The organism is Acinetobacter higginsii, from assembly GCF_000369525.1.
Taxonomy (GTDB): domain Bacteria; phylum Pseudomonadota; class Gammaproteobacteria; order Pseudomonadales; family Moraxellaceae; genus Acinetobacter; species Acinetobacter higginsii.
Window position 1 is genome coordinate 348,057 of the sequence record NZ_KB850071.1, and the last position, 20,721, is coordinate 368,777.

The 20,721-nt window shown below is 41.1% G+C and carries 20 protein-coding genes, 1 tRNA gene and 1 pseudogene; 7 read left to right on the forward strand and 15 right to left on the reverse strand.

What is annotated here, in order from left to right:
* Nucleotides 1-65 precede the first annotated feature (65 nt).
* From F902_RS04835 to F902_RS04850, 5 genes and pseudogenes are all read right to left on the reverse strand, one after another.
* On the reverse strand, nt 66-950 hold the full coding sequence (locus tag F902_RS04835) for a DUF4747 family protein (RefSeq protein WP_005201510.1): 885 nt from the start codon (nt 948-950) through the stop codon (nt 66-68).
* A gap of 75 nt (nt 951-1,025) precedes the next feature.
* Nucleotides 1,026-1,199 (reverse strand): hypothetical protein, encoded by a 174-nt coding sequence (locus tag F902_RS22595; RefSeq protein ID WP_005201511.1) that lies wholly within the window; start codon nt 1,197-1,199, stop codon nt 1,026-1,028.
* Nucleotides 1,200-1,321: 122 nt separating this feature from the next.
* Entirely contained in the window at nt 1,322-1,882 is a 561-nt protein-coding gene (locus tag F902_RS04840; protein ID WP_017402274.1) for a winged helix-turn-helix transcriptional regulator, read from the reverse strand.
* Between the two features lie 23 nt (nt 1,883-1,905).
* A complete protein-coding gene (locus F902_RS04845) occupies nt 1,906-3,072 on the reverse strand; it encodes a hypothetical protein (RefSeq protein WP_017402275.1) in 1,167 nt (388 codons plus the stop codon).
* A 164-nt stretch (nt 3,073-3,236) separates the two neighbouring features.
* Nucleotides 3,237-3,677: pseudogene (locus F902_RS04850) on the reverse strand (type I restriction endonuclease subunit R, EcoR124 family); the annotation flags it as partial.
* Between the two features lie 241 nt (nt 3,678-3,918).
* Here F902_RS04850 and F902_RS04855 point away from each other — a divergent pair.
* The 3 genes from F902_RS04855 to F902_RS04865 all read left to right on the forward strand — a co-directional run bounded on the left by F902_RS04855 (nt 3,919) and on the right by F902_RS04865 (nt 5,436).
* A complete protein-coding gene (locus tag F902_RS04855) occupies nt 3,919-4,845 on the forward strand; it encodes a hypothetical protein (protein ID WP_005201531.1) in 927 nt (308 codons plus the stop codon).
* Between the two features lie 88 nt (nt 4,846-4,933).
* Nucleotides 4,934-5,260 (forward strand): gamma-glutamylcyclotransferase family protein, encoded by a 327-nt coding sequence (locus F902_RS04860; RefSeq protein WP_005201534.1) that lies wholly within the window; start codon nt 4,934-4,936, stop codon nt 5,258-5,260.
* A 100-nt stretch (nt 5,261-5,360) separates the two neighbouring features.
* Nucleotides 5,361-5,436 (forward strand) — tRNA-Thr (locus tag F902_RS04865).
* Nucleotides 5,437-5,445: 9 nt separating this feature from the next.
* Here F902_RS04865 and F902_RS04870 read toward each other — a convergent pair.
* The 4 genes from F902_RS04870 to F902_RS04885 form a co-directional block, all read right to left on the reverse strand.
* Nucleotides 5,446-5,868, reverse strand: a complete 423-nt coding sequence (locus tag F902_RS04870; RefSeq protein WP_005201535.1) for a GFA family protein — start codon at nt 5,866-5,868, stop codon at nt 5,446-5,448.
* A 7-nt stretch (nt 5,869-5,875) separates the two neighbouring features.
* Nucleotides 5,876-6,703, reverse strand: a complete 828-nt coding sequence (locus F902_RS04875) for an SAM-dependent methyltransferase (protein ID WP_005201537.1) — start codon at nt 6,701-6,703, stop codon at nt 5,876-5,878.
* A 2-nt stretch (nt 6,704-6,705) separates the two neighbouring features.
* Nucleotides 6,706-8,004, reverse strand: coding sequence for an FAD-dependent oxidoreductase (locus tag F902_RS04880; RefSeq protein WP_004803715.1), 1,299 nt, complete (start codon nt 8,002-8,004; stop codon nt 6,706-6,708).
* A 431-nt stretch (nt 8,005-8,435) separates the two neighbouring features.
* The gene (locus tag F902_RS04885) at nt 8,436-9,302 is read right to left on the reverse strand and encodes a pirin family protein (RefSeq protein ID WP_005201539.1); all 867 of its coding nucleotides are present in this window, start codon (nt 9,300-9,302) and stop codon (nt 8,436-8,438) included.
* Nucleotides 9,303-9,587: 285 nt separating this feature from the next.
* On the opposite strand from F902_RS04885, the gene ycaC reads away from it, so the two are divergent.
* Complete coding sequence (gene ycaC / locus F902_RS04890; RefSeq protein ID WP_004657244.1) at nt 9,588-10,214, forward strand: isochorismate family cysteine hydrolase YcaC; 627 nt, start codon at nt 9,588-9,590, stop codon at nt 10,212-10,214.
* A 69-nt stretch (nt 10,215-10,283) separates the two neighbouring features.
* On the forward strand, nt 10,284-11,210 hold the full coding sequence (locus F902_RS04895) for a LysR substrate-binding domain-containing protein (RefSeq protein ID WP_004803710.1): 927 nt from the start codon (nt 10,284-10,286) through the stop codon (nt 11,208-11,210).
* 166 nt (nt 11,211-11,376) lie between these two features.
* Here F902_RS04895 and ssb read toward each other — a convergent pair whose 3' ends face one another.
* The 3 genes from ssb to F902_RS04910 form a co-directional block, all read right to left on the reverse strand.
* On the reverse strand, nt 11,377-11,973 hold the full coding sequence (ssb, locus tag F902_RS04900; protein ID WP_005201542.1) for a single-stranded DNA-binding protein: 597 nt from the start codon (nt 11,971-11,973) through the stop codon (nt 11,377-11,379).
* Nucleotides 11,974-12,024: 51 nt separating this feature from the next.
* Entirely contained in the window at nt 12,025-13,386 is a 1,362-nt protein-coding gene (locus tag F902_RS04905; protein WP_005201543.1) for an MFS transporter, read from the reverse strand.
* Nucleotides 13,387-13,544: 158 nt separating this feature from the next.
* Nucleotides 13,545-14,591, reverse strand: coding sequence for a DUF475 domain-containing protein (locus F902_RS04910; RefSeq protein ID WP_412781877.1), 1,047 nt, complete (start codon nt 14,589-14,591; stop codon nt 13,545-13,547).
* Between the two features lie 205 nt (nt 14,592-14,796).
* Between F902_RS04910 and tenA the strand changes: the two genes are divergently transcribed.
* Complete coding sequence (gene tenA / locus F902_RS04915; protein ID WP_005201544.1) at nt 14,797-15,471, forward strand: thiaminase II; 675 nt, start codon at nt 14,797-14,799, stop codon at nt 15,469-15,471.
* A 152-nt stretch (nt 15,472-15,623) separates the two neighbouring features.
* Here the strand turns inward: tenA and F902_RS04920 are convergent, their stop codons facing one another.
* From F902_RS04920 to F902_RS04930, 3 genes are all read right to left on the reverse strand, one after another.
* Nucleotides 15,624-15,977, reverse strand: a complete 354-nt coding sequence (locus F902_RS04920; RefSeq protein ID WP_004803688.1) for a DUF1304 domain-containing protein — start codon at nt 15,975-15,977, stop codon at nt 15,624-15,626.
* Nucleotides 15,978-16,043: 66 nt separating this feature from the next.
* The gene (locus F902_RS04925) at nt 16,044-17,027 is read right to left on the reverse strand and encodes a zinc-binding dehydrogenase (protein WP_005201545.1); all 984 of its coding nucleotides are present in this window, start codon (nt 17,025-17,027) and stop codon (nt 16,044-16,046) included.
* Nucleotides 17,028-17,030: 3 nt separating this feature from the next.
* Complete coding sequence (locus F902_RS04930; RefSeq protein ID WP_005201546.1) at nt 17,031-17,633, reverse strand: TetR/AcrR family transcriptional regulator; 603 nt, start codon at nt 17,631-17,633, stop codon at nt 17,031-17,033.
* Nucleotides 17,634-17,877: 244 nt separating this feature from the next.
* On the opposite strand from F902_RS04930, the gene uvrA reads away from it, so the two are divergent.
* Entirely contained in the window at nt 17,878-20,709 is a 2,832-nt protein-coding gene (gene uvrA, locus F902_RS04935; protein WP_005201547.1) for an excinuclease ABC subunit UvrA, read from the forward strand.
* Nucleotides 20,710-20,721: the final 12 nt, after the last annotated feature.

The following is a 20,721-nucleotide window of genomic DNA, read 5'->3' on the forward strand; positions in this document are numbered from 1 at the left end:
TAACTCCTAAGTTAAATAGAAAAATAATAGATCGAGAAACCTCCATGCTTCTCATATAGCTTCGGTTATCCATTTTTTATACTACTAGCTATTTCCAAACCTTTTGACTGAATTAAAGTTGATTGATTTATTAAATCAGGATCATATTGCACTCTTTCAATCAAAGGATAAGATACAGCTGTACTTTTGTCTTCAATAAGCTCCTCTTCATTTTCAATTTTATACTCAACAACCCCATATTCCGTTGCAATTTTGACTAAATCTTTTGCTCTTTGATTTAAAGATAAAAAAACATTTTTTCTGGCAACGAATGTTTGCATATAAACATCAACATTCTGTCCTTCCATTTCAGAAAGAATCTGTTTTTCCAAATCTGTAGGATTCTCTGAATATGGTTTTTCAATGCTCAGATGAATTTTCTTAAGCTGTTTACACTGAATGATTTTTTCAGCCGTAATTAGCTCAGGGACAGTACTTACTACAATTCGCCCAAATTTAGTCTGCAATTTCTCAGTAACCAATAGGCTTCTTAGAAACTCCTCAAGAATTCCAACGCTTATTTCATTTTCTGGATCTTTTACTTCGCACACTAATTTCTGATGTAAAGGAAAGAAAACAAATTTGAAAAACCGTGGATTAGCCTTTAGATTTGGTGGAATATAACTTTCACCAACATTCTGATTTTTATGTCTTTCCTCCTTTTCCTCATCATACCAGTCACTTGTTAGCCCATTACTTCTAAAAATTTCACCAGTAAAACCATTCACTAAATTATCTTCATTGATTGGTTTTATTGAACGCAGTTTTAGATAGTTGTTCCGTGTTAAAGGAATCTCTCGATAATTCTTCTTAAGCTCTTCAAAAAGAGCTACATATATTTCAGGTGTTACCCCTTCTTTCAACAGTTTAATATCAACAACCGCATAGTTAACCGTTCGCTTACGAGCCATTTTAAAAACCTCTAAATAAAAATTTAATTGATCTGGTCAATGGTTTCGAAAAGCCATTGACCATTAAAGGACTGTTTACTTTTCCTTACGGACACCTTTGAAAGGAGTTTTTTCAGATGTTTTAACATCCATAAAACGCCCAGTATCTGTGTCACGCTTAACCCAATGACCGCTTGAGGTTTGTGTTTGTGAACGGTCACGAACCATTCCATTACGATGTCCATCACCTGATGGAGGATTTGTTGCCATAACATCACCTTATTCTGCTTAATTAAATCTGATTAATCAGATATTAAAAATAAAGGACTGGATTGCCCTTGCTTCTATATTAACCCGATTATTCTGATTAAGTAAATATATTTAAGCAGAAACTAGAAAATACTTTTGTAAATAAACTCTATACCGCCAGATTCGGCTACTTCTTCAACTCTAAGAATATATCCCTCATCAACCAATTTTTTCAACTTAGTACTCGCATTTGGTACTGATAAGTTAAGTTGACCCGCGACTTTATTTGTAGTTATTTGCTTTTTTTTCATTACTAAATCAAAAACTTCCTGATTCGAACTAGAAAGTCGACTACCTAACAAACGAACATTATCTCCCAGTTTCACTAAAATTGGTTGTTCTACTTTTTCAGCTGCATAGTCCCAGTTATCAAGCATGTCCACATTTTTAGGGTCAAAATGAGATAAATAAATTCCTTTGTTCCCTCGATACATTTTTGCCAAAAGTAAAACACTCTCTCTTGCAAAAGAAGAATCTGTAAATTCAATTCCTTCAAACGAAATTTCGAAAACTCTTTGTGCTGGTGCTGAATCGATAATTGCTTTCAATTGAGGAAAAACTTCTCTGCCTTTTTGATTACCAAAAGGCATAGGATTACCTGAGCAATAGTCTATTAGTTTCATAACGTGTGCATTCTCATTCATGTCGTTCTTTTAATCAGAAGAAGCTAATTTGTCAATACTATCGTTAAAATAAATTGTGTACCATACATTTTTGTAAGTCCCCCAGTATGCATCAGATCCTTGTCTTTCAGATAGTTTGACTGATATAGGAAGTGATATTTACAATCATCAAGCCGTATTGAGACCTTGACATCAATATTCTCTAAATTTAATAGATCTTTTGTCTCTTTCTTAGATATTTTAGCTAATGCTGAATGTGCCTCATTTAAACCTAAGCCTCGATTTTCAATACCTGTCTGTGTAATACCACCATTATTTAATACATATGCAATTAAGCTCTTATTGCTTTCAATACTATTCTCCTGAAATGGTAAGGCAATATTCTTATAATGATCATAAGTTAAAGCTTTTCGCAAAGTATTTATTAATCCTGACCCATTGTCAGCTATTACAAGTACAATCTTCTTCTGACTAGAATTAGGTATATTATAAATCTGTAAAGCAGAATACCCTGTCAAATCTGAGTATCCATGTTCTCGGACATTATCAATTAGACTTCCGATAAACATTTGCAATTTAGGTAGAAGAACTTGTTTTTCGTATTCATTGAAAGAGTCTTCTAAGACTTTAGATATTCGAAAAACCTCTTCATTGTTCATATCTTCAGGACATATTGGAAAGACCTCAATTAAACTTTCAGAGTTCCTCTTGTACTTTTCAGCTAATCTTGAATTTGGCCGTTTAGGTAATACTTGAGCTGAATCATGCAAATACTTAAAAAAACTTAGTCGCCTTAGATACGTAAAAGTATTTATACAGTTACGAAAATCAAGACAAATGAATTTACCTTTCTGACATAATTGATTAGTTAAGCAAAGTAACCTAATAATTGCATCCAACAGTAAACGCTCATTAAAAACAAAACGTACCGTATTTTTACTCTCAAATAAACTTGGATAAACTTCTAGCCTAGATTCAAAAATATTGGCATCAACCCATTTTTTAGGAAATTCAATCACTAATTCTTTATTTTCTATATTATTCCACTGATAATTTTCATCTTGCTGAAATTTATCTCTATTTCTATCAAGAAATGCATTTACTATTTGTCTGTCCTTACTAATTTTTTTAGCAATTTCTCGTCCTTTTAAATTCGGATATTTTGACAAAACATTAAAAATTAAATTTTGTAAATCATCCAAACCTTTCACTCCCTATTCATGTGTTAATTGAAAAAATAATACTTACAGAATAATTTATTAATAATAAAAGGACTCTATAAGATTTACAAGCTATAGAGTCCTTTATATGAGATTAAATGGAATTAAATATTTCTACCTACATCTTTAAATTTTTCAACTAATATGGCAATTTTTTAAAAAAAACTTTGTTTCTTTGTCAAACACTGCGGATTTAGTGGACTCATCTTTGGCAGAACTGCATTAAGCTCAGTACCATTCTCATTAGCAAACTTCCTCTTCAATGAGCTCATGATATAGCGCTTTGCTGCATCCTCATTCAAATTTTCATCAGTTACTAATTCCTGCACTTCACGCTGTTGTTCTGATTGCGCAAAAATGAAAAAGGCATCTATCACACTAGCTTTATCATCAATCGTGTCTAAATCAGTATGATTAATAATATCGACTATTAAGCTTTCTTTAGCTCGATTTCCTAAGCTAGCACGAATCACTCATCGCATATCTTCAACCAAGGTTGCCTTATCTTTCACTTTCTTATTATTCTCAAAGATTAGCTCTAAAATGTAATCTAGGTTAATCTCTTGCGACTTCAATAAGTCAACTTCAAAAACTATAGTAAAACAATTCACCAAAATCATGGTAAAATACCTTGCAAGCCTTATATAGCAATGCTTTGAACATGATTTCAAAAAGAGTAAAAAAGTGGATTCCGTCAATGTAAAATCACTATTTAAGAAGCATTTAGCTTAATTTTAGGCTTAAAAAACAGTACAAAAAGGCTATTTTTAGTCAAAAAAACAGGTAAAAACATGCAGAAGATACACGACAACGTAGAAGAACGATTGTGATAAGGCGATGGTAGACGACAAGGAATTCAAAAAGAGAATAAGCTTCTTAAAAAATGAAGCTGAAAAATATATTCTAGTGCAGAAAAAGGATTTTGATGAGGCATTCTCATCAAATTTTTGGCTGCCACTGAAAAAACAAAAAGATTTTGAAAAAACTCTCAGGTCAGGAAGCGATACTGCTGGATTTCAGTCGGTATTAACCGCTGGTGGACGGCGGGCCGCCATGCTGTGGTGGATGGGACGGTATTTGATTCACGCCAAAGACGATTTGGCTCAAGGCTACGAATATTTGCATAGAGGCTTGGATGCTATTTGGTGGGGATTTTTATGCCGTCCGAACACTTATACGGATTTGGAGTCAAACATTCAGCTTTTAATTGCTTGGTTTGATGTGACCGGCGTTCCGAAAAGATCCGATTACATAGGAAGGTATCTTTCTGGACTGACTGAAATTCCGGATAGAGAAAAATATCTTCAGAACTCCGAGATCGGCAGGTTAATGGCGCAGCTTTGGTGCAAGGATAACTCTATAGATATAGAGTATTTAACAGGTATTTATGAATTCAAAAAAAAAGATCACAAATATGCCAACGTTATAGAGAACATTTTTTCGGAAGACGTTGGATTATTCACATCTATACTTGAATCCGCGCTCCAATATCGAGTTCGAGAAGCGGCAATTGAGAGTGGAGAATTCAGAACAGCCATTGCTTTTCACCTTATTCCTATTGAATTTTATTATATTCAGAGAATTAGAAGCCGGAAGGGATTAGTTACAAATTTCCCAGAATCGGCAATATTTTCATTAAATGATGGTGCTCCTAGCCAATACAGCGGGATTTCCTTGGAATCCGACCCTGTCTTGCACTCTGCAATTAAGAAGGCGATTGATCAAAAATGGCTTGATAGGGAAATGGTTGAAGAAATGATGTAAAGTTCTGGAACTTGATAACATTTATAAACACATGCTCTTTTTATCAAAATTTTGCTACTCTATTTGTTTTACTTTTCTACCTTTAACTATGCTCAGTTTATTTGTTTACGGCACTCTAGGGCCAAACCGTCCCAATGCCCATATCATGGAAAATATTGGTGGTACATGGGCAGAAGCACATGTATTTGGCACACTCAAACAACAAGGCTGGGGCGCTGAATTGGGCTTTCCAGGTATTGTTTTAGATCAAACAGATCAAAAAGTATCTGGCTTTGTCTTTTTTTCAGACAACCTAGAACAACACTGGCAGGCACTGGATGAATTCGAAGGTGTAGGCTATCAACGTGTCCCTGTTAAAGCGCATTTAAGCACAGGTGAAACCATTGACTCCTTTGTCTATGCACTCAATAGCTAAGCTGAAATTGGCGAAAATTCGACAATCCAATTAAATTTATCTGATTGCTCATTTTTTCGCTTGTTTTTTTAAACAGATTCTGTAGAATTCTCGCCACGTTGCCGGCATAGCTCAGTTGGTAGAGCAACTGACTTGTAATCAGTAGGTCCACAGTTCGAATCCGTGTGCCGGCACCATTTCTCGCTTTACTCTCGTTTCTTCCCCATCATTTTCTCAAAATGCGAAATATTCGGATTTAATAAATCCCATTCATTTGCATGACTCACAAAACATTCTGCTTGCGGTTGATACAAATTTGGATCATCCAATGTTCCTGCACGGATTGAAATCATTTCAGGTACGAGTTCTGGTAGACCAAACATTTGTGAACCACAATTGGGGCAAAATGCACGGCGGATTGGCTTACCTGATAATCCCAAAGACTCAAAATATTTTAATTCACCATTAATTTTCAGTTCGGATTGATGAAAGAAAGCAATCGGTGCATAAGCACTGCCTGTGGCCTTCTGACAATCACGACAATGACAATTAAAACGATAACGTGGCGCAACCTCCGCCTGATAGCTAACTGCCCCACACAGGCATGAACCTTTATATTCATTTGGCATCTTGTTCTCACTTTTTTACTGCACTGATTTGAATATAACGCACTAATCCATCTTGGTAGAGTTTTCGGCACAACTTGGCAGTCATGTTTATTTTGAGTTGAGCCAAATCAAACGCTGATTTTTCAATTTTCCGTGTTTCGATATATTCCGCAAAACCATTCAACACCGGCTCAGAAAAATCCTGAATTTGAATATCCGTAAAACCATGCTGCGCTAAAGCCTGCCCTAGCTGCTGCTGATCCATCACATGCTGCCAATTCACATCCGCACTTTTTAACAGATAGCGATATTTTTGTTTTTGCAGAGCAGAACACTGTAGCCAATTTTCCGACCACATCAGGGTGTGAAATGCGATCCGACCTTTTGAATTTAAAACTGAAGATGCTGAATTGAGAAATGAATTTAAATCACTGTGATAAGCCGCATCTATACACAGCACCACATCAAATGAATTCAAAAATTGCAGTGCTTTTAAATTCAAAAAAGATCCACAATGAATTTGAACCTGCGGTAATTGTTTTTGAATTCGTTTGGCACAATCAGGCTGCAACTCAACTGCACTGAGTTGTTGAATGTGATAATGCTGGGTCCAGTGCAACAAACTGGCACCTTGTCCACAGCCTAGATCTAAAACATGATCTGTGGATTTCAGTTGAATCGATTGTGCAATTTGATCGGCCAGACTTTGGCAGGCCTGTGGATAACAATGATGTTGGCCTTGCCAAAAACCTAAATTACTCCAAGCAAGCCATGCATCATCACCGAGCCGTTTGGCATCAATCGCATATTTATGCCCTATGACTTTTTCGATCAGCGCTTGCTTGAAGGTGGCCATGCTTAATAACCGAGTTCAGGCGCAACTTTGACTTTTGGTTTTAATCCCACAAATGGAACGGCGGCACCTAAGATTTCAGAAATATGCATCGCAGAGGTCACAGCAGATTCTAAGATCGGCAAACCATCACACGACCATGAACCGCAATAGAATACTTTACGGTTTAAATCCAAATGACGTTGCTGAATTTGTTTATTCAGAGCGACCGTTTCTGAGTCAACCACCGCACGGGTAAGTTTCACCTTGGAAATGATTTTCTTCGGATCGATATCAATCACCGGACACCACGTCTGGAACACGGCATTTTTACCCACCAAGCTTGGTTCAATTGCATTGATCCATACGGTAAATTGCTGACGGGTAAATTTACGATCCATCATATAGCTCAATACTGCCCAATCTTTACGGCGTTGTGGCATCACGATTGGATCGGTATGAATCACCAAATCACCTTGTTCAAAGCGGAATTTTTTCAGTAAGGCAATATCATCGGCAAATTGTGGCTGCTTGAGGAAATCTTCAATCACTGGGGTTGGTGTCGCAATCACCACACGATCAAATAACTGGCTTTCACCCTGTGCATTTTCCACCAAAACTTTTTCGCCCTGCTCTTCAACTTTTTGAACAGGCGAACCACTATGAATTTCAATGCCTTCAATCAAGCGATTGACCAGTGCAGGCGTTCCGCCTTTCATTCGCAGTAAGGCTTCACCTTCCGTCAACTGACGGATAAATTCTAATAAAGGTTTGGCTGGCCATTCTCCAATGGTTTTAGGATGGCAAGTACAAATGGTATACAGCACTGGCATCACCGTACCATGCCAGAACACTTCCTCAATATGATATTGATTCATGAATTCAGCTAGTGTGATGTCCTGATTATCTGATTTAAAAAATTGATGCACCGCTGTTTTCAGCTGCAACATGCCTTTGACCAAGCGCCAACCATATTGCTGAATGCCTTTGCGGTTATTAATAATCGGGAAATTGCCAATACGGCTACGTGAAGTGGTGAGCCATGTATCTGTTTTATCTTCAAACAACCAACTGCAAGCCATAAAGGTACGGACAGGGAAAGTTTCTATGCCCAAGTAGCTTGCCAAACTTAAAGTATTTTGCCAAAGCTTTGGATTCATTACGCGTAGCGGGGCATCAATAATGCCACCATCAAAATCAATACTATGACTATCCATGCCTCGCCCTGCGAGTGCTTCGAATATAGTTACCTTATGCCCTGCATCATGTAGGATTCTGGCTGAGGCAAGTCCTGCCATTCCACTGCCAATAATTGCAATATCCAAAATTATGTCCCATCAGTTGATGATTTTTCTTGATTATGACCGATAGTTAAGCGAAACACGGTATTAAAAAATACCAGATTGAAGGCTTCTGCCAGACTTTTGTCGTAATATCGTTGTTGGATTCTTGTTACATTTTATCACAAATTGCATTTCTATCTTAACATAATGAAAAAATTAGACTTATTACATTTTAGGACACAAAAACATACAGAACATTCTATATTTTTTCATTTTCAGTGTTTTATAGCCTTTGCAAAGCCCAATATTAGTGCTATTTTTATTAAACAATAACGAGAACAAAGTCACATAACAAGCTGAATAATTATAAGTGACATAATATTAAAAAATCAATAGAGGACCCTTACAGCGAAAGCCTATCACTCTAACGGAGTGATAGGCTTTCTTATATAAACAACTGATTTAACTTGCAATTAAGCTTGCATTGAACCAAATTTACCACTATTGAAATCACGAACGGCTTCAACGATTTCCGCTTTGCTATTCATGACAAAAGGTCCATAACCTTCAATCGGTTCATTCAGTGGCTGCCCAGTCAAAATCAGGAATTTACTGTCTTGTTCGGCCTTGATGCTAAAGTCAATTTCTTCACGGCTCAGCACCACCAAACTCGGTGCTTCTATGCTTTGGTTCTCATTTAAGACCACCTGACCAGAGAGCAATACCAACAATGCGGTATGGCCTTCGGTCGCATAAAAAGTATGTTGCTGATCTTTTACAATCGTACCATCCCAGACATTGACTGGACTAAAGGTGGTTGCTGCACCTGCGGTGTCTTGGTATTGACCTGCAATCACTCGCATTTCACTACCCGCATCATCCAATTTAATGTGCTGAATTTGATCGGCTTCAATGGCTTGATATTTTGCTGGCGTCATTTTGGAATGCGCTGGCAAATTAACCCACAACTGAACCATTTCAAACAAACCACCTTGATGGGCAAACTCAGGCGAATGGAACTCTTGATGCAAGATACCACCACCTGCGGTCATCCATTGCACATCACCAGCTTTGATGGTTCCGCCACCGCCACTTGAGTCTTTATGCGTCACTTCACCTTGATAAGCAATGGTCACGGTCTCAAAGCCACGATGTGGATGCGAACCGACACCATGTTGTGCTGTGGTTGGGTCAAAACGGTATGGTGCAGCATAGTCCAATAAAAGGAATGGGCTGAGGCTTTGGCCTAAACGGTCATAGGAAAACAAGTTATACACTGGGAAACCATCACCGACCCAGTGCATGTGTTTATTTTGATACACACCCAGAATTCTTTTCATTTGGTTTCTCCTATAGAGTAGAAGTTCTGTTCTTGGGATCTATTTTACGCCTCAAGCAGGTGTGCTTATAGCCTCAGAATGGCAACACATTATTCTACATATAGGACAATTGAAAATTAAAAAACGAATCAATCCCTAAACATTATCAATCATCCTATTTTTGATATTGTTTATCTCATTTTTTGCGCTTCATCTACATGAAAAATTTAACTAGCATAATTTCAAGCACGACGGAAATTCACTTTCTTTTCCGTGTTCTTTTTACAAAAACATGAGGATACAACAATGGCTAAAGATTATATTCGCCTAGACAAAGACAACGCAGCGGTACTTTTGGTCGACCACCAAGCTGGCCTCCTTTCATTGGTTCGGGATATTGATCCAGACAAATTTAAAAACAATGTTTTGGCATTGGCAGATGCCGCAAAATACTTCAACTTACCAACAATTCTCACCACCAGCTTTGAAAATGGCCCAAATGGTCCACTGGTCCCTGAACTGAAAGAACTGTTCCCAGATGCCCCTTATATCGCTCGTCCAGGCCAAATCAATGCTTGGGACAATGAAGACTTTGTTAAAGCGGTCAAAGCTACAGGTAAAAAACAATTGATTATTGCTGGTGTGGTCACGGAAGTCTGTGTCGCATTCCCAGCCCTGTCTGCACTAGCAGAAGACTTCGAAGTATTTGTGATTACCGATGCGTCAGGTACCTTTAATGCGCTCACTCGCGATGCGGCATGGGATCGTATGTCACAAGCAGGTGCACAGCTGATGACTTGGTTTGGTATGGCTTGTGAACTTCACCGTGACTGGCGCAATGATATCGAAGGCTTAGGCGCTTTATTCTCGAATCATATTCCTGATTATCGCAACTTGATGACCAGTTATTTCACCAATACTGCAGAAAAATAAACCGTCATATCAAGATTAGGAGAGTTAATGCTATCCTAATCTTGTCATATTTATCGGATTCGCTTTGCCTTGATCAACTCATTTGATGACTTTCATTATTTCTATTTGGTGGTGAAACACGGCGGATTTAGTGCAGCCAGCGAAGCTGAGAACATCAGCAAATCCAAGCTCAGCCGTCGCATCATTGAACTTGAACATAAATTTAATGTCAGCTTGATTCAACGCACTACCCGTCATTTTAAAGTCACGGATTTAGGCCAAGAGTTTTATGAAGAATGCTGCAAAGTGATTGCACAGGTCGAATGTGCCGAGAATGTCCTACTCAAGCAGAAAAATGAACCGCAAGGCATGGTCAAAATCAGTTGCCCACCGTTAATGATGCATTTCCAGATTCGGAAATTACTCAATCAGTTTTTAAAAGCCTATCCCAAAGTTGAAATCTCTTTAGAGCTCACTAGCCGTCGTGTCGATGTGCTACATGATGATATTGATATCGCGATCCGTACCAGTTTTGAACCCAATCAAGATTCCAGTCTCATTGTCCGCGATGTGATTCGAACCGAGCATTGTCTGGTGGCAGCACCAGAATTACTACAAGACAGAACCATTCAGCATTATTCAGAATTACAGCACTATCCGAGCGTGGCCTTGGGTATTCAAAAACATCAATATTATTGGCATTTATGTCATGTTCACAGTGATGAAAGCGTGGATGTACCTTATCAACCGCGGGTCAAAAGCAATGATTTGGCTGGGGTTTATTATGCGGTCCATGATGGTTTAGGCATTGCAGATCTACCTTATCTCACGGTGCAAGCGGATATCCAAAAAGGTAAACTGATTCACCTATTACCCGAATGGAAGTCCAATCGGGGCACCGTACAGTTAGTCTATGCCTCGCGCAAAGGTCAACGCTTGGTGGTGGAAAAGCTGATCGAGACCCTGATGGAAGGCCTGAGAGAATTGGCAAAAACTGACAGTGGCTATTCTTTATAGTCGCGTTTTAATAGAGAATTCAATTCTCTTGTTCCGATTCGGCAATTTTTTCACGCATAGCCAATCATAAATGATCACCAAACCATAAAGGTCAGCGAAAGCTAGCACAGCAATAAAAAAGGCATAAAACTCAGTTTTATGCCTTTTTTATGTCTGTTACTTCGATCTAGAACGGTAAATCATCGTCTAAATCAGCAGGTGCTGCCGCAGCAGGTTGAGGTGCTGCTTTTGGTGTATTAAAACCATTGCCTGCTTGTGGGCTACCTGCATAATTACCTTGCTGGCTGCCGCCATTAAAGCCGCCGCCTTGACCATAACCACCTTGGTTGTTGTTATTGTTATAGCCCGTATTTTGGTAACTGCCACCTTGGTTATTATTGTTGTTAAAACGGGGTTGGTTAAAATCACCACCGCTCTGCTCGCCTTGTTGACGGCTATCCAGCATCTGCATTTGATCGCCACGAATTTCAGTGCTGTAACGCTCTTGACCATTTTGGTCTGTCCATTGACGGGTACGCAATGAACCTTCGATATACACTTTTGAGCCTTTACGGAGATACTGTTGTGCAATTTCACCTAAACGGTTATGTAACACGATACGGTGCCATTCTGTTTGCTCTTTACGCTCACCTGTACTTTTGTCCATCCACGATTCACTTGTCGCAATCGAGAATTGAGTTAATGATCCACCATTTGGAAAAGTTTTTGTTTCCGGATCTTTACCTAAAGTACCTACTAAAATAACTTTATTCACACCACGCATTAGCTGTCTTCATCCTATATATTTCTACGTTTTACTTTATAAGAGTTATGATTAAATGGCTACCTCTTTGCCAATCAAGTGCGTTAAATCTTGTCGCCCAGCATCATCAATGCACTGTTTATCGACTTTAATATACGCAACTTGCTGTTCTGGCATCACCACGACTTCTTCAATACCACGAATCGCCAACAGTTTTGAAGTCCATTCATCTGTTTGTATCGCCTGAGGTAAAGGCAACACAATGGAAGATAAATATCTCGGCTGAGCCAGACCAAAACTAATTAGCAGCCATATTATAGCAATCCCCGTAAGCACACTCCACCCGAGCGCAGTATTCTGTAACATCAAAAGCTGCCCACCCAAGGTCCCGCCAAAGAAGGCACCCAAGAACTGGCTACTGGCATTGACGCCCATCGCAGTGGCTTTGGATTGGATCGGAGCTGCTTTGGATAACCAAGAGGGTAATAAGGCTTCCATGACATTGAAGGCGACAAAGAATAAACCGAGTCCTGCCAGCAATACATATTTAGACTCATAACCAAAGATTAGAATCAGCAAACCGCCGATAAGCCCTGCAATCGCAGTAAGAAAAATGCCGCGCATTTTGCGATATTTTTCCGCGATGATAATGCTTGGAAAGGCAAAAAACAGGCTGATTACCAATAATGGTAAATAGACTAAGCCATGCTTTGCTAAAGGAATTCCAGCATATTCAATCAACTGTGAAGGCACATAAATAAACATCGCAGTCAACAATAAATGCAGTGCAAAGACTGAGACATGCAGACGATTCAACTCGCCCATTTGGATGACTTGCTTGAGCTGATTCAGATAACCTTGCTGATAGTTGCGATGGTGTCGCGTGACTTTAGGGACCAGCAAGAGCATTACAATTGCAGCCAAACCCATAATCGTGGTCACAAAGAATAGACCTGAAATACCCACCAAGCTAGTCAGCCACGGCCCTAAGCTAAAGGCCACCACAAAAGACAGGCCAATACTCATGCCCATTGCGGCCATGGCTTTGGTCCGCTGTTCTTCACGGGTGACATCAGCCAGTAATGCCATCACCACCGCTGAAACTGCACCTGCACCTGCGATGGCACGACCAATAATCACGCCATAAATCGTGTCGGATAAACCTGCGATTGCACCACCAATTGCAAACAACAATAAGCCCAAAACAACCAAAGGTTTACGACTAAAGCGATCGGCCAATAAGCTAAACGGAATCTGTAAAATTGCTTGGGTTAAGCCATAGACCCCAACCGCAAGACCAATTAAGGCTGGTGTAGCGTATTGATAGGATTGTCCTGCGACTGAAAACACAGGAATAATCATGAACAAGCCCAACATGCGCAAGGCAAAAATGCTACTTAAGGCAAAGGTTGAACGACGTTCTAAAGCATTCATTGTTGATAAGACACTATAACTGGCTCAGCGAATTATAAGCCATTCGCCTACAAAGGTTGTAAGTTAGATCATGAAAAACACAATCTTTCTGCAGAGAAAAAATAAAGGAGCGATGTTCGCTCCTTTATTTACACTAGCTGATCAAGCTGAAAACAAGCTTAAGAGGCTTGTTGTTCTCGCTTGCTATACTGAATCGAAGCCAACACCGCCCATACAATAAAGGCCACACCGATCAGACCCGTAACCACTTCAGGTACATGTAAGCCTGTACCGCTGGCAATCATAATAAATGCCAGTGCGCCAATTGCATAATGCGCACCATGCTCTAAGTAGATATACGCATCCAAAGTGCCTTTTTCCACCAGATAAATGGTCATTGAACGGACAAAGATCGCACCGATTGCTAGACCCAGCATGATGATCACCACATCACTGGTAATCGCAAATGCACCAATCACTCCATCAAAACTGAAGGATGCATCTAGCACTTCAAGATAGAGGAAACCACCAAAACCGGCTTTTACCACACCCGAAGCTGCACCACTTGAGTCATGGCCAATGGCATTGCCATTTTCATCAATCTCAGGCTCGCCACCCAATAAATGACTCAAGACCTGTACACCAATATACACCACGATGCCCCAGATTCCGGCCATGGTCACAGCCAAACGAGCAGACTCATCAACATTCGCCGCCATGATGATCATCGCAATCAAAGCCAAGAATACCGACATGGCAGGCACGTTAGCCAAATGGGCCAATTTCGCTTCCAACCATTTAAACCAATGGGTTTCTTTACCATCGTCAAAGAAGAAGTTGAGGAATACCATCAATAAGAAGGTACCACCAAAGGCTGAAATTTCAGCATGATGGGCCATTAAGCGTTCTGAATAAGTCTTCGGATCATTCAGGGCCATTTTAGCAACTTCAACCATGCCCATATCGGCGGTTACCGCGACAATCACCACAGGGAAGATTAAACGCATCCCAAATACGGCAATCAGAATACCCACGGTCAAGAAGATCATTTTCCAGAAATGATCCCAACCACGCAGTACTGAGGCATTCACCACCGCATTATCGAAAGAAAGAGACACTTCCATCACCGCTAGAATGGCAGTAATGGTCAGTGCTTTTAGCATGGTGGCAACACCCGCTTCAGGGCCATGCGTATAGCCCCAGTAAGCCGAAAGTGCTAAACACACAATCGTAAAAAATATTGAGAACCGGAAATGCTTCATGAGCAGCCTTTTATCCAAATGTAGAGTGATAAAAATGTGCTTATTGTAGGCGAGTTTTGACCCAAAAAGAGAAAAGATTGTTGGACTTGTTTTGGCAAAAAACCATCCAGACCAGACTCTGCTATAGTACGAACAGATTTATTTTCGTGTTTTAAACAGGTTCAAATCCATGACGTTTTCTCAAGAAGTTTGGCAACGTAATCAAGATTTATATCAAAAAATATTAGCGCTTCCGTTTAATCAAGAACTTGCAGCGGGCACACTCGATCGTTCAGCCTTTTGTCATTATGTGATTCAAGATGCACATTACTTATTGGCCTATGGACGTGCCCTTGCTGTGGCTGCCGCAAAAGCTTATGAAGCTGATGATGTGATTCAATTTTCTGAAGCAGCAAAAATCGCCATTATTGTGGAACGCAGCTTGCACAGTGACTTTATGCAGGAATTTGAGATCAGCAAAACCGAATTTGAAAGCACACCGCTGACTTTGGCCTGCCATCATTACACCTCATTCTTGACGGCAACGGCATGGTCGGAAAGCTATCCAGTGATTTTAGCGGCCTTACTGCCATGTTTCTGGATTTATGCCGAAGTGGGTAAAGATATCGTCAGTCAATCGGTTGCCAACAATCCTTACCAAGCATGGATCGATACCTATGCAGGGGAGGAATTTAATACCGCGGTGCGCAATGTGATTGCGACGGTTGATAAAGTGGCGGCCCGTTGTGATGAAGATACCTTAGCCAAAATGCATGCAGCCTATAGCATGGGTGCAAAACTGGAGTGGTTGTTCTGGGACAGCGCCTATCAACAACGTCAATGGTTAGGGTTGGATCAAGCTTAAACAGCTTCTCTCTGTATTTTCTATAGACATAAAAAAGCCCCAATTAAGGGGCTTAGTCGTATATCGTATCGTCCGATATACTGTATGAGGCTCATCTCAAACTGAGTGCATTAAAGCATAAATCAGTTTAAATGCCTACTTTTATTGCTGGGTTAAAAAACATTCACCACGATTAAAGCAATCAATGCAGGTACAGCCTGAATATAAATAATCTTTTTACTCGCGGTGAGCCCACCGTAGATCCCGGCAATCAAGACACAGCCCAAAAAGAAATTGGCAATCGCAATCGCATATGTTGCAGGTGCTAGTAATGACCAGAATAACCCAGCCGCCAGAAAACCATTATACAACCCCTGATTTTGTGCCAACACTTTGGTCAGTTGTGCTTTTTCCAGACTATTGCCAAAGGCCTTTAAACCATAAGGCTTGTCCCATAAAAACATTTCCAGCACCAAAATATAAACATGCAATACTGCAATTAACCCGATCAGTACTTGTCCCAACATGCGATTTTTTCCTTTTTATTGTGTTCGAATTTAATGAGGCCAACCCCTAGACTGACCTCATATGTTTTACAGTGATGGTGTTAACAACACTTTACCTTGACGCGCGCCTTGAGTTGCTTTCAATGCCGCCGTTTCAATCTGATCGAAACTAAAAATACCTTCAACAGGTAAAATCAGTTTTTTCTGAGTTGCAAGTGTCAGTAGTTCTACAAACAAAGCCTTTTTACGCTCTGCTGGCATTTCTTTATTGACCACACTGGCCCAGAAACCCTTAACCGTGGCTTGTTTAAAAATCAGATCACCCGATGAGATCTGCATAGTCTCGCCAGTCATACTACCAAACGAAACCAATAGACTATTTTCACTGAGTAAATTCAACATTTCCCCGCTGGCACTGCCACCAATTGAATCCACCCCAGCAATTAATGGCTGATCCGTATGAATCGCTTTTACTTGTCGTTTCCAATCTGGCTGATCCGTCGCAACCACATGCTGAATCCCCAAGGCCTGCATTTCCGCAATCGCATCGCTACGACGAACCAAATTAATCACTTGTAGTCCACGTGCTTGAGCAATCATGGCAACCGTTTTCCCTACCGCACCATTAGCCGTATTTTGAATCAGCCATTGACCTGCTTGTACATTAACAAAATCGAGCAACATCAAAGCACTGATCGGCATCCCAATTAGCTGTGCTGCGGTCTGATCATCAATCGCATCATTTAAAGGGATGATACTTGCTGCTGGTGCGATAAAATATTCTGCCCAACTGCCATGTACCCCTGCGACCGCAACGCGCTGTCCGAATTTACTTGCATCAACACCTTCACCCACTGCATCGACAATACCCACCGCTTCGCTACCACCAATCGCAGGCAAGGTTGGCTTATAACCATAGCTACCACGTACGGTCCAAACATCATGATTATGCATAGGAGACATGATCATCTTGATACGAACTTCACCTGCTTTCGGCTCAGGCTGAGGCATGTCGCCCAACTGCAACACATCGACGGGTTCACCAAAACTGTGATGGATAATACTTTGCATTTTTTATTCCTTAATCGGTTGGAGCAGTTGTTGAGTGGTTTCTAAGGCTAAATGTAGCGGTGCTTTGTCTTGAGCCAACTTGGTCATCAAGGCAGCACCCAACCACAATTGGTACAACACCTGGGCTGTTTTTAATGGATCAAGATGGGTAGGAATTGAGCCTTGTTGTTGCCCTTCTTGTAATAACAACGCCACGCGTTGAGTCAGTCGATGCACACCGAGGTTGAGAATTTGGCGCATGTCTTCAGATAAATCCGAAACCTCTGCGGCCAATTTCACAATCAGACAATTCTCTGCCCAGCTGCCATAAACAGGATCATCGATCCACGCCTGCCATAACGCCATCAACCGCGCATACGCATTTTGTTCGGTCTGCTGCCAGAGCTGCTCGACACGGATTTTATAATCCGCCATGTACTGTTCCAGTAAGGCACAACCAAATGCCTCTTTAGAAGCAAAATAATGGTAGAACGACCCTTTCGGGACATCACAGGCCTTGAGAATCTCTTGCAAGCCAACACCAACAAAACCCTTACGTAATACCAATTCAAAGCTGGTATCCAAAATATGTTGTCGCGTGGCTTCACTTTTATTTGATCGTTTCATCGTCACACTATAAATCAATATTAGACCAGTCGTCTAGTAAATTATGTATTTTAATAAGTGATCAATTTTTACATGGTAATCTGAGGCATTGAATGCTAAAAATACTAGGCGCTTAGCGTGCGATAAATGTGAACCAGTTCATTAACCGTCACAATTTGTCGTTTTAATTATTTTTATACCACTTGAACGATTTTAAATCGCTATCATATACACGTTTTCATATTCAGCTTATTGAGATGTATTTATGAGTCAAAGTCATATCCGTATTCGAGGCGCACGTACCCATAATTTAAAAAATGTGTCACTCGATATTCCACGTGACAAGTTTGTGGTGATTACGGGACTTTCTGGCTCTGGTAAATCATCCTTGGCCTTTGATACCTTGTATGCTGAAGGTCAACGTCGCTATGTCGAATCACTTTCGGCCTATGCCCGTCAATTCCTGTCACAAATGGAAAAACCAGAAGTCGATTCGATTGAAGGTCTCTCCCCGGCGATTGCGATTGAGCAAAAGTCAACCAGCCACAACCCACGCTCAACCGTCGGTACCATTACTGAAATTTACGACTATTTGCGTTTGCTCTATGCCCGTGTCGGTACACCTTACTGCCCTGAACATGATCTGCCGATGGTGGCACAAACCATTTCAGAAATGGTTGATGCAGTAAAAAGCCTTGAAGAAGGCACCGCCCTGATGTTGCTCGCTCCTGTGGTACGTGAGCGTAAAGGTGAATACACCCAACTGTTTGAACAGCTGCAAGGTCAAGGTTTTGTACGTGCCCGTGTCGATGGTGAAATCATTGATATTGATACCCCGCCTGAACTGGACAAAAAGAAAAAACATACCATTGAAGTCGTCGTCGATCGTTTTAAAGTGCGTGATGATCTGGGGAACCGTATTGCAGAATCGTTTGAAACGGCACTGCGTCTAGGTGGTGATATTGCGGTTTTATCGTGGATGAACGGCGAGCATCCTGAACGTGTCTTCTCAGCAAAACATTCTTGCCCTGAGTGCGATCGTGCCGTGGCTGAACTTGAACCACGTCTGTTCTCATTCAACAACCCCTTCGGTGCTTGCCCTGTCTGCGATGGTTTAGGAACGCGTAGCCATTTCAGTGCTGATAAACTGATTCCAAATCCTGAAGTTTCAATCAGCCAAGGGGCTATTCGCGGCTGGGACAGACAGCGCCCGTATTACTACACCATGCTGCAAAAAGTGGCTGATCATTTCAATATTGACCTCGATCAACCGTGGAATACATTAGATAAAGACACCCAGAAAAAATTCTTACAAGGCTCAGGCAAAGAGAAAATTGACCTCAGTTATATTGATGAACGCGGTCGTAAACACAGCCGTGTGCAAGCCTTTGAAGGGATTTTGCCGCATTTAGAACGTCGCTACCGCGAAACTGAATCGAATTATGTGCGTGATGATTTGGCACAATATCTGTCGAATGCAGCATGTGATGCTTGTGGTGGTTCACGTCTCAATGAAATTTCTCGTCATGTGCGGGTCAAAGACAAGACCATTGCACAGATCACCAAAATGTCGATTGGTGATGCGGAAAACTATTATCAAGATCTGAATCTGGAAGGAGCTAAAGGTGAAATCGCGGATAAAATCTTTAAAGAGATTCGTGAGCGTTTACACTTCTTGGTCAGTGTTGGTCTGAACTATCTCAGCTTGGCACGTTCGGCTGAAACCCTTTCAGGGGGTGAAGCACAACGTATCCGTCTGGCCTCACAAATCGGTGCAGGCTTGATGGGCGTAATGTATGTACTGGATGAACCTTCAATTGGCCTGCATCAACGTGATAATGATCGCCTGCTACAAACCCTAATTCGGCTACGTGATCTGGGCAATACCGTGCTTGTGGTTGAGCATGATGAAGATGCGATTCGTGCGGCTGACCATATTATTGATATCGGACCAGGTGCGGGTATTCATGGCGGTGCGGTGATTGCTGAAGGTACTTATGATGAGTTGGCCAATCATCCTGACTCACTCACAGGTCAATATCTGTCAGGTAAATTGAAGATTGAAGTGCCAAAACAGCGTACTCAATCGCCACGTCCAGACGAAGTCATCAAGTTGTCTGGCGCAAGCGGACATAACTTACAGAATGTGGATTTGACTATCCCATTGGGCATCATGACCTGTGTCACAGGGGTTTCAGGTTCAGGTAAATCAACGCTGATTAACCGTACCTTATTACCTTTGGCTGCGACTCAACTGAATGGTGCAACCACGCTGACTGCGGAAAAATTTGATTCAATTGATGGCTTACAGCATTTGGATAAAGTGGTCGATATTGACCAGAGTCCTATTGGTCGTACCCCACGTTCAAACCCTGCCACTTATACGGGTTTATTCACACCAATTCGTGAGTTATTTGCACAAACACCAGAAGCCAAAGCACGTGGTTATAGCGCAGGTCGTTTCTCGTTTAACGTGAAAGGTGGACGTTGTGAAGCCTGTGAAGGCGATGGCATGATCAAGGTCGCGATGCACTTCCTACCTGATATGTATGTGCCATGCGATGCCTGCCATGGTAAGCGTTATAACCGTGAAACCTTAGAAGTCGGTTATAAAGGCAAAAATATTTCTGATGTCTTGGAAATGACCGTGGAAGATGCCGCTGAGTTCTTTAGTGCTATTCCTGTGATTCATCGTCGTTTAGATACGTTGACCCAAGTCGGGCTTGGCTATATCCGTTTAGGCCAAGCAGCGACAACCCTTTCAGGGGGTGAAGCTCAACGGGTGAAGCTGGCACGTGAGTTAGCAAAACGTGATACTGGTCGAACCTTATATATCTTGGATGAACCGACTACAGGTCTACATTTCCATGATATTGCCAAGTTACTCGACATTTTGTACGAGCTACGCAATAAGGGCAATACTATCGTGGTGATTGAGCATAATCTGGATGTGATCAAGACCGCTGACTGGGTCATTGATTTAGGCCCTGAAGGTGGTTCGGGTGGTGGTCAAATCATTGCCGAAGGAACTCCTGAGCAAGTGGTGAAATCTAAAATTTCACATACAGCGAAGTTCTTAAAACCTTTGTTGAAGTGATAAGATGGGCTC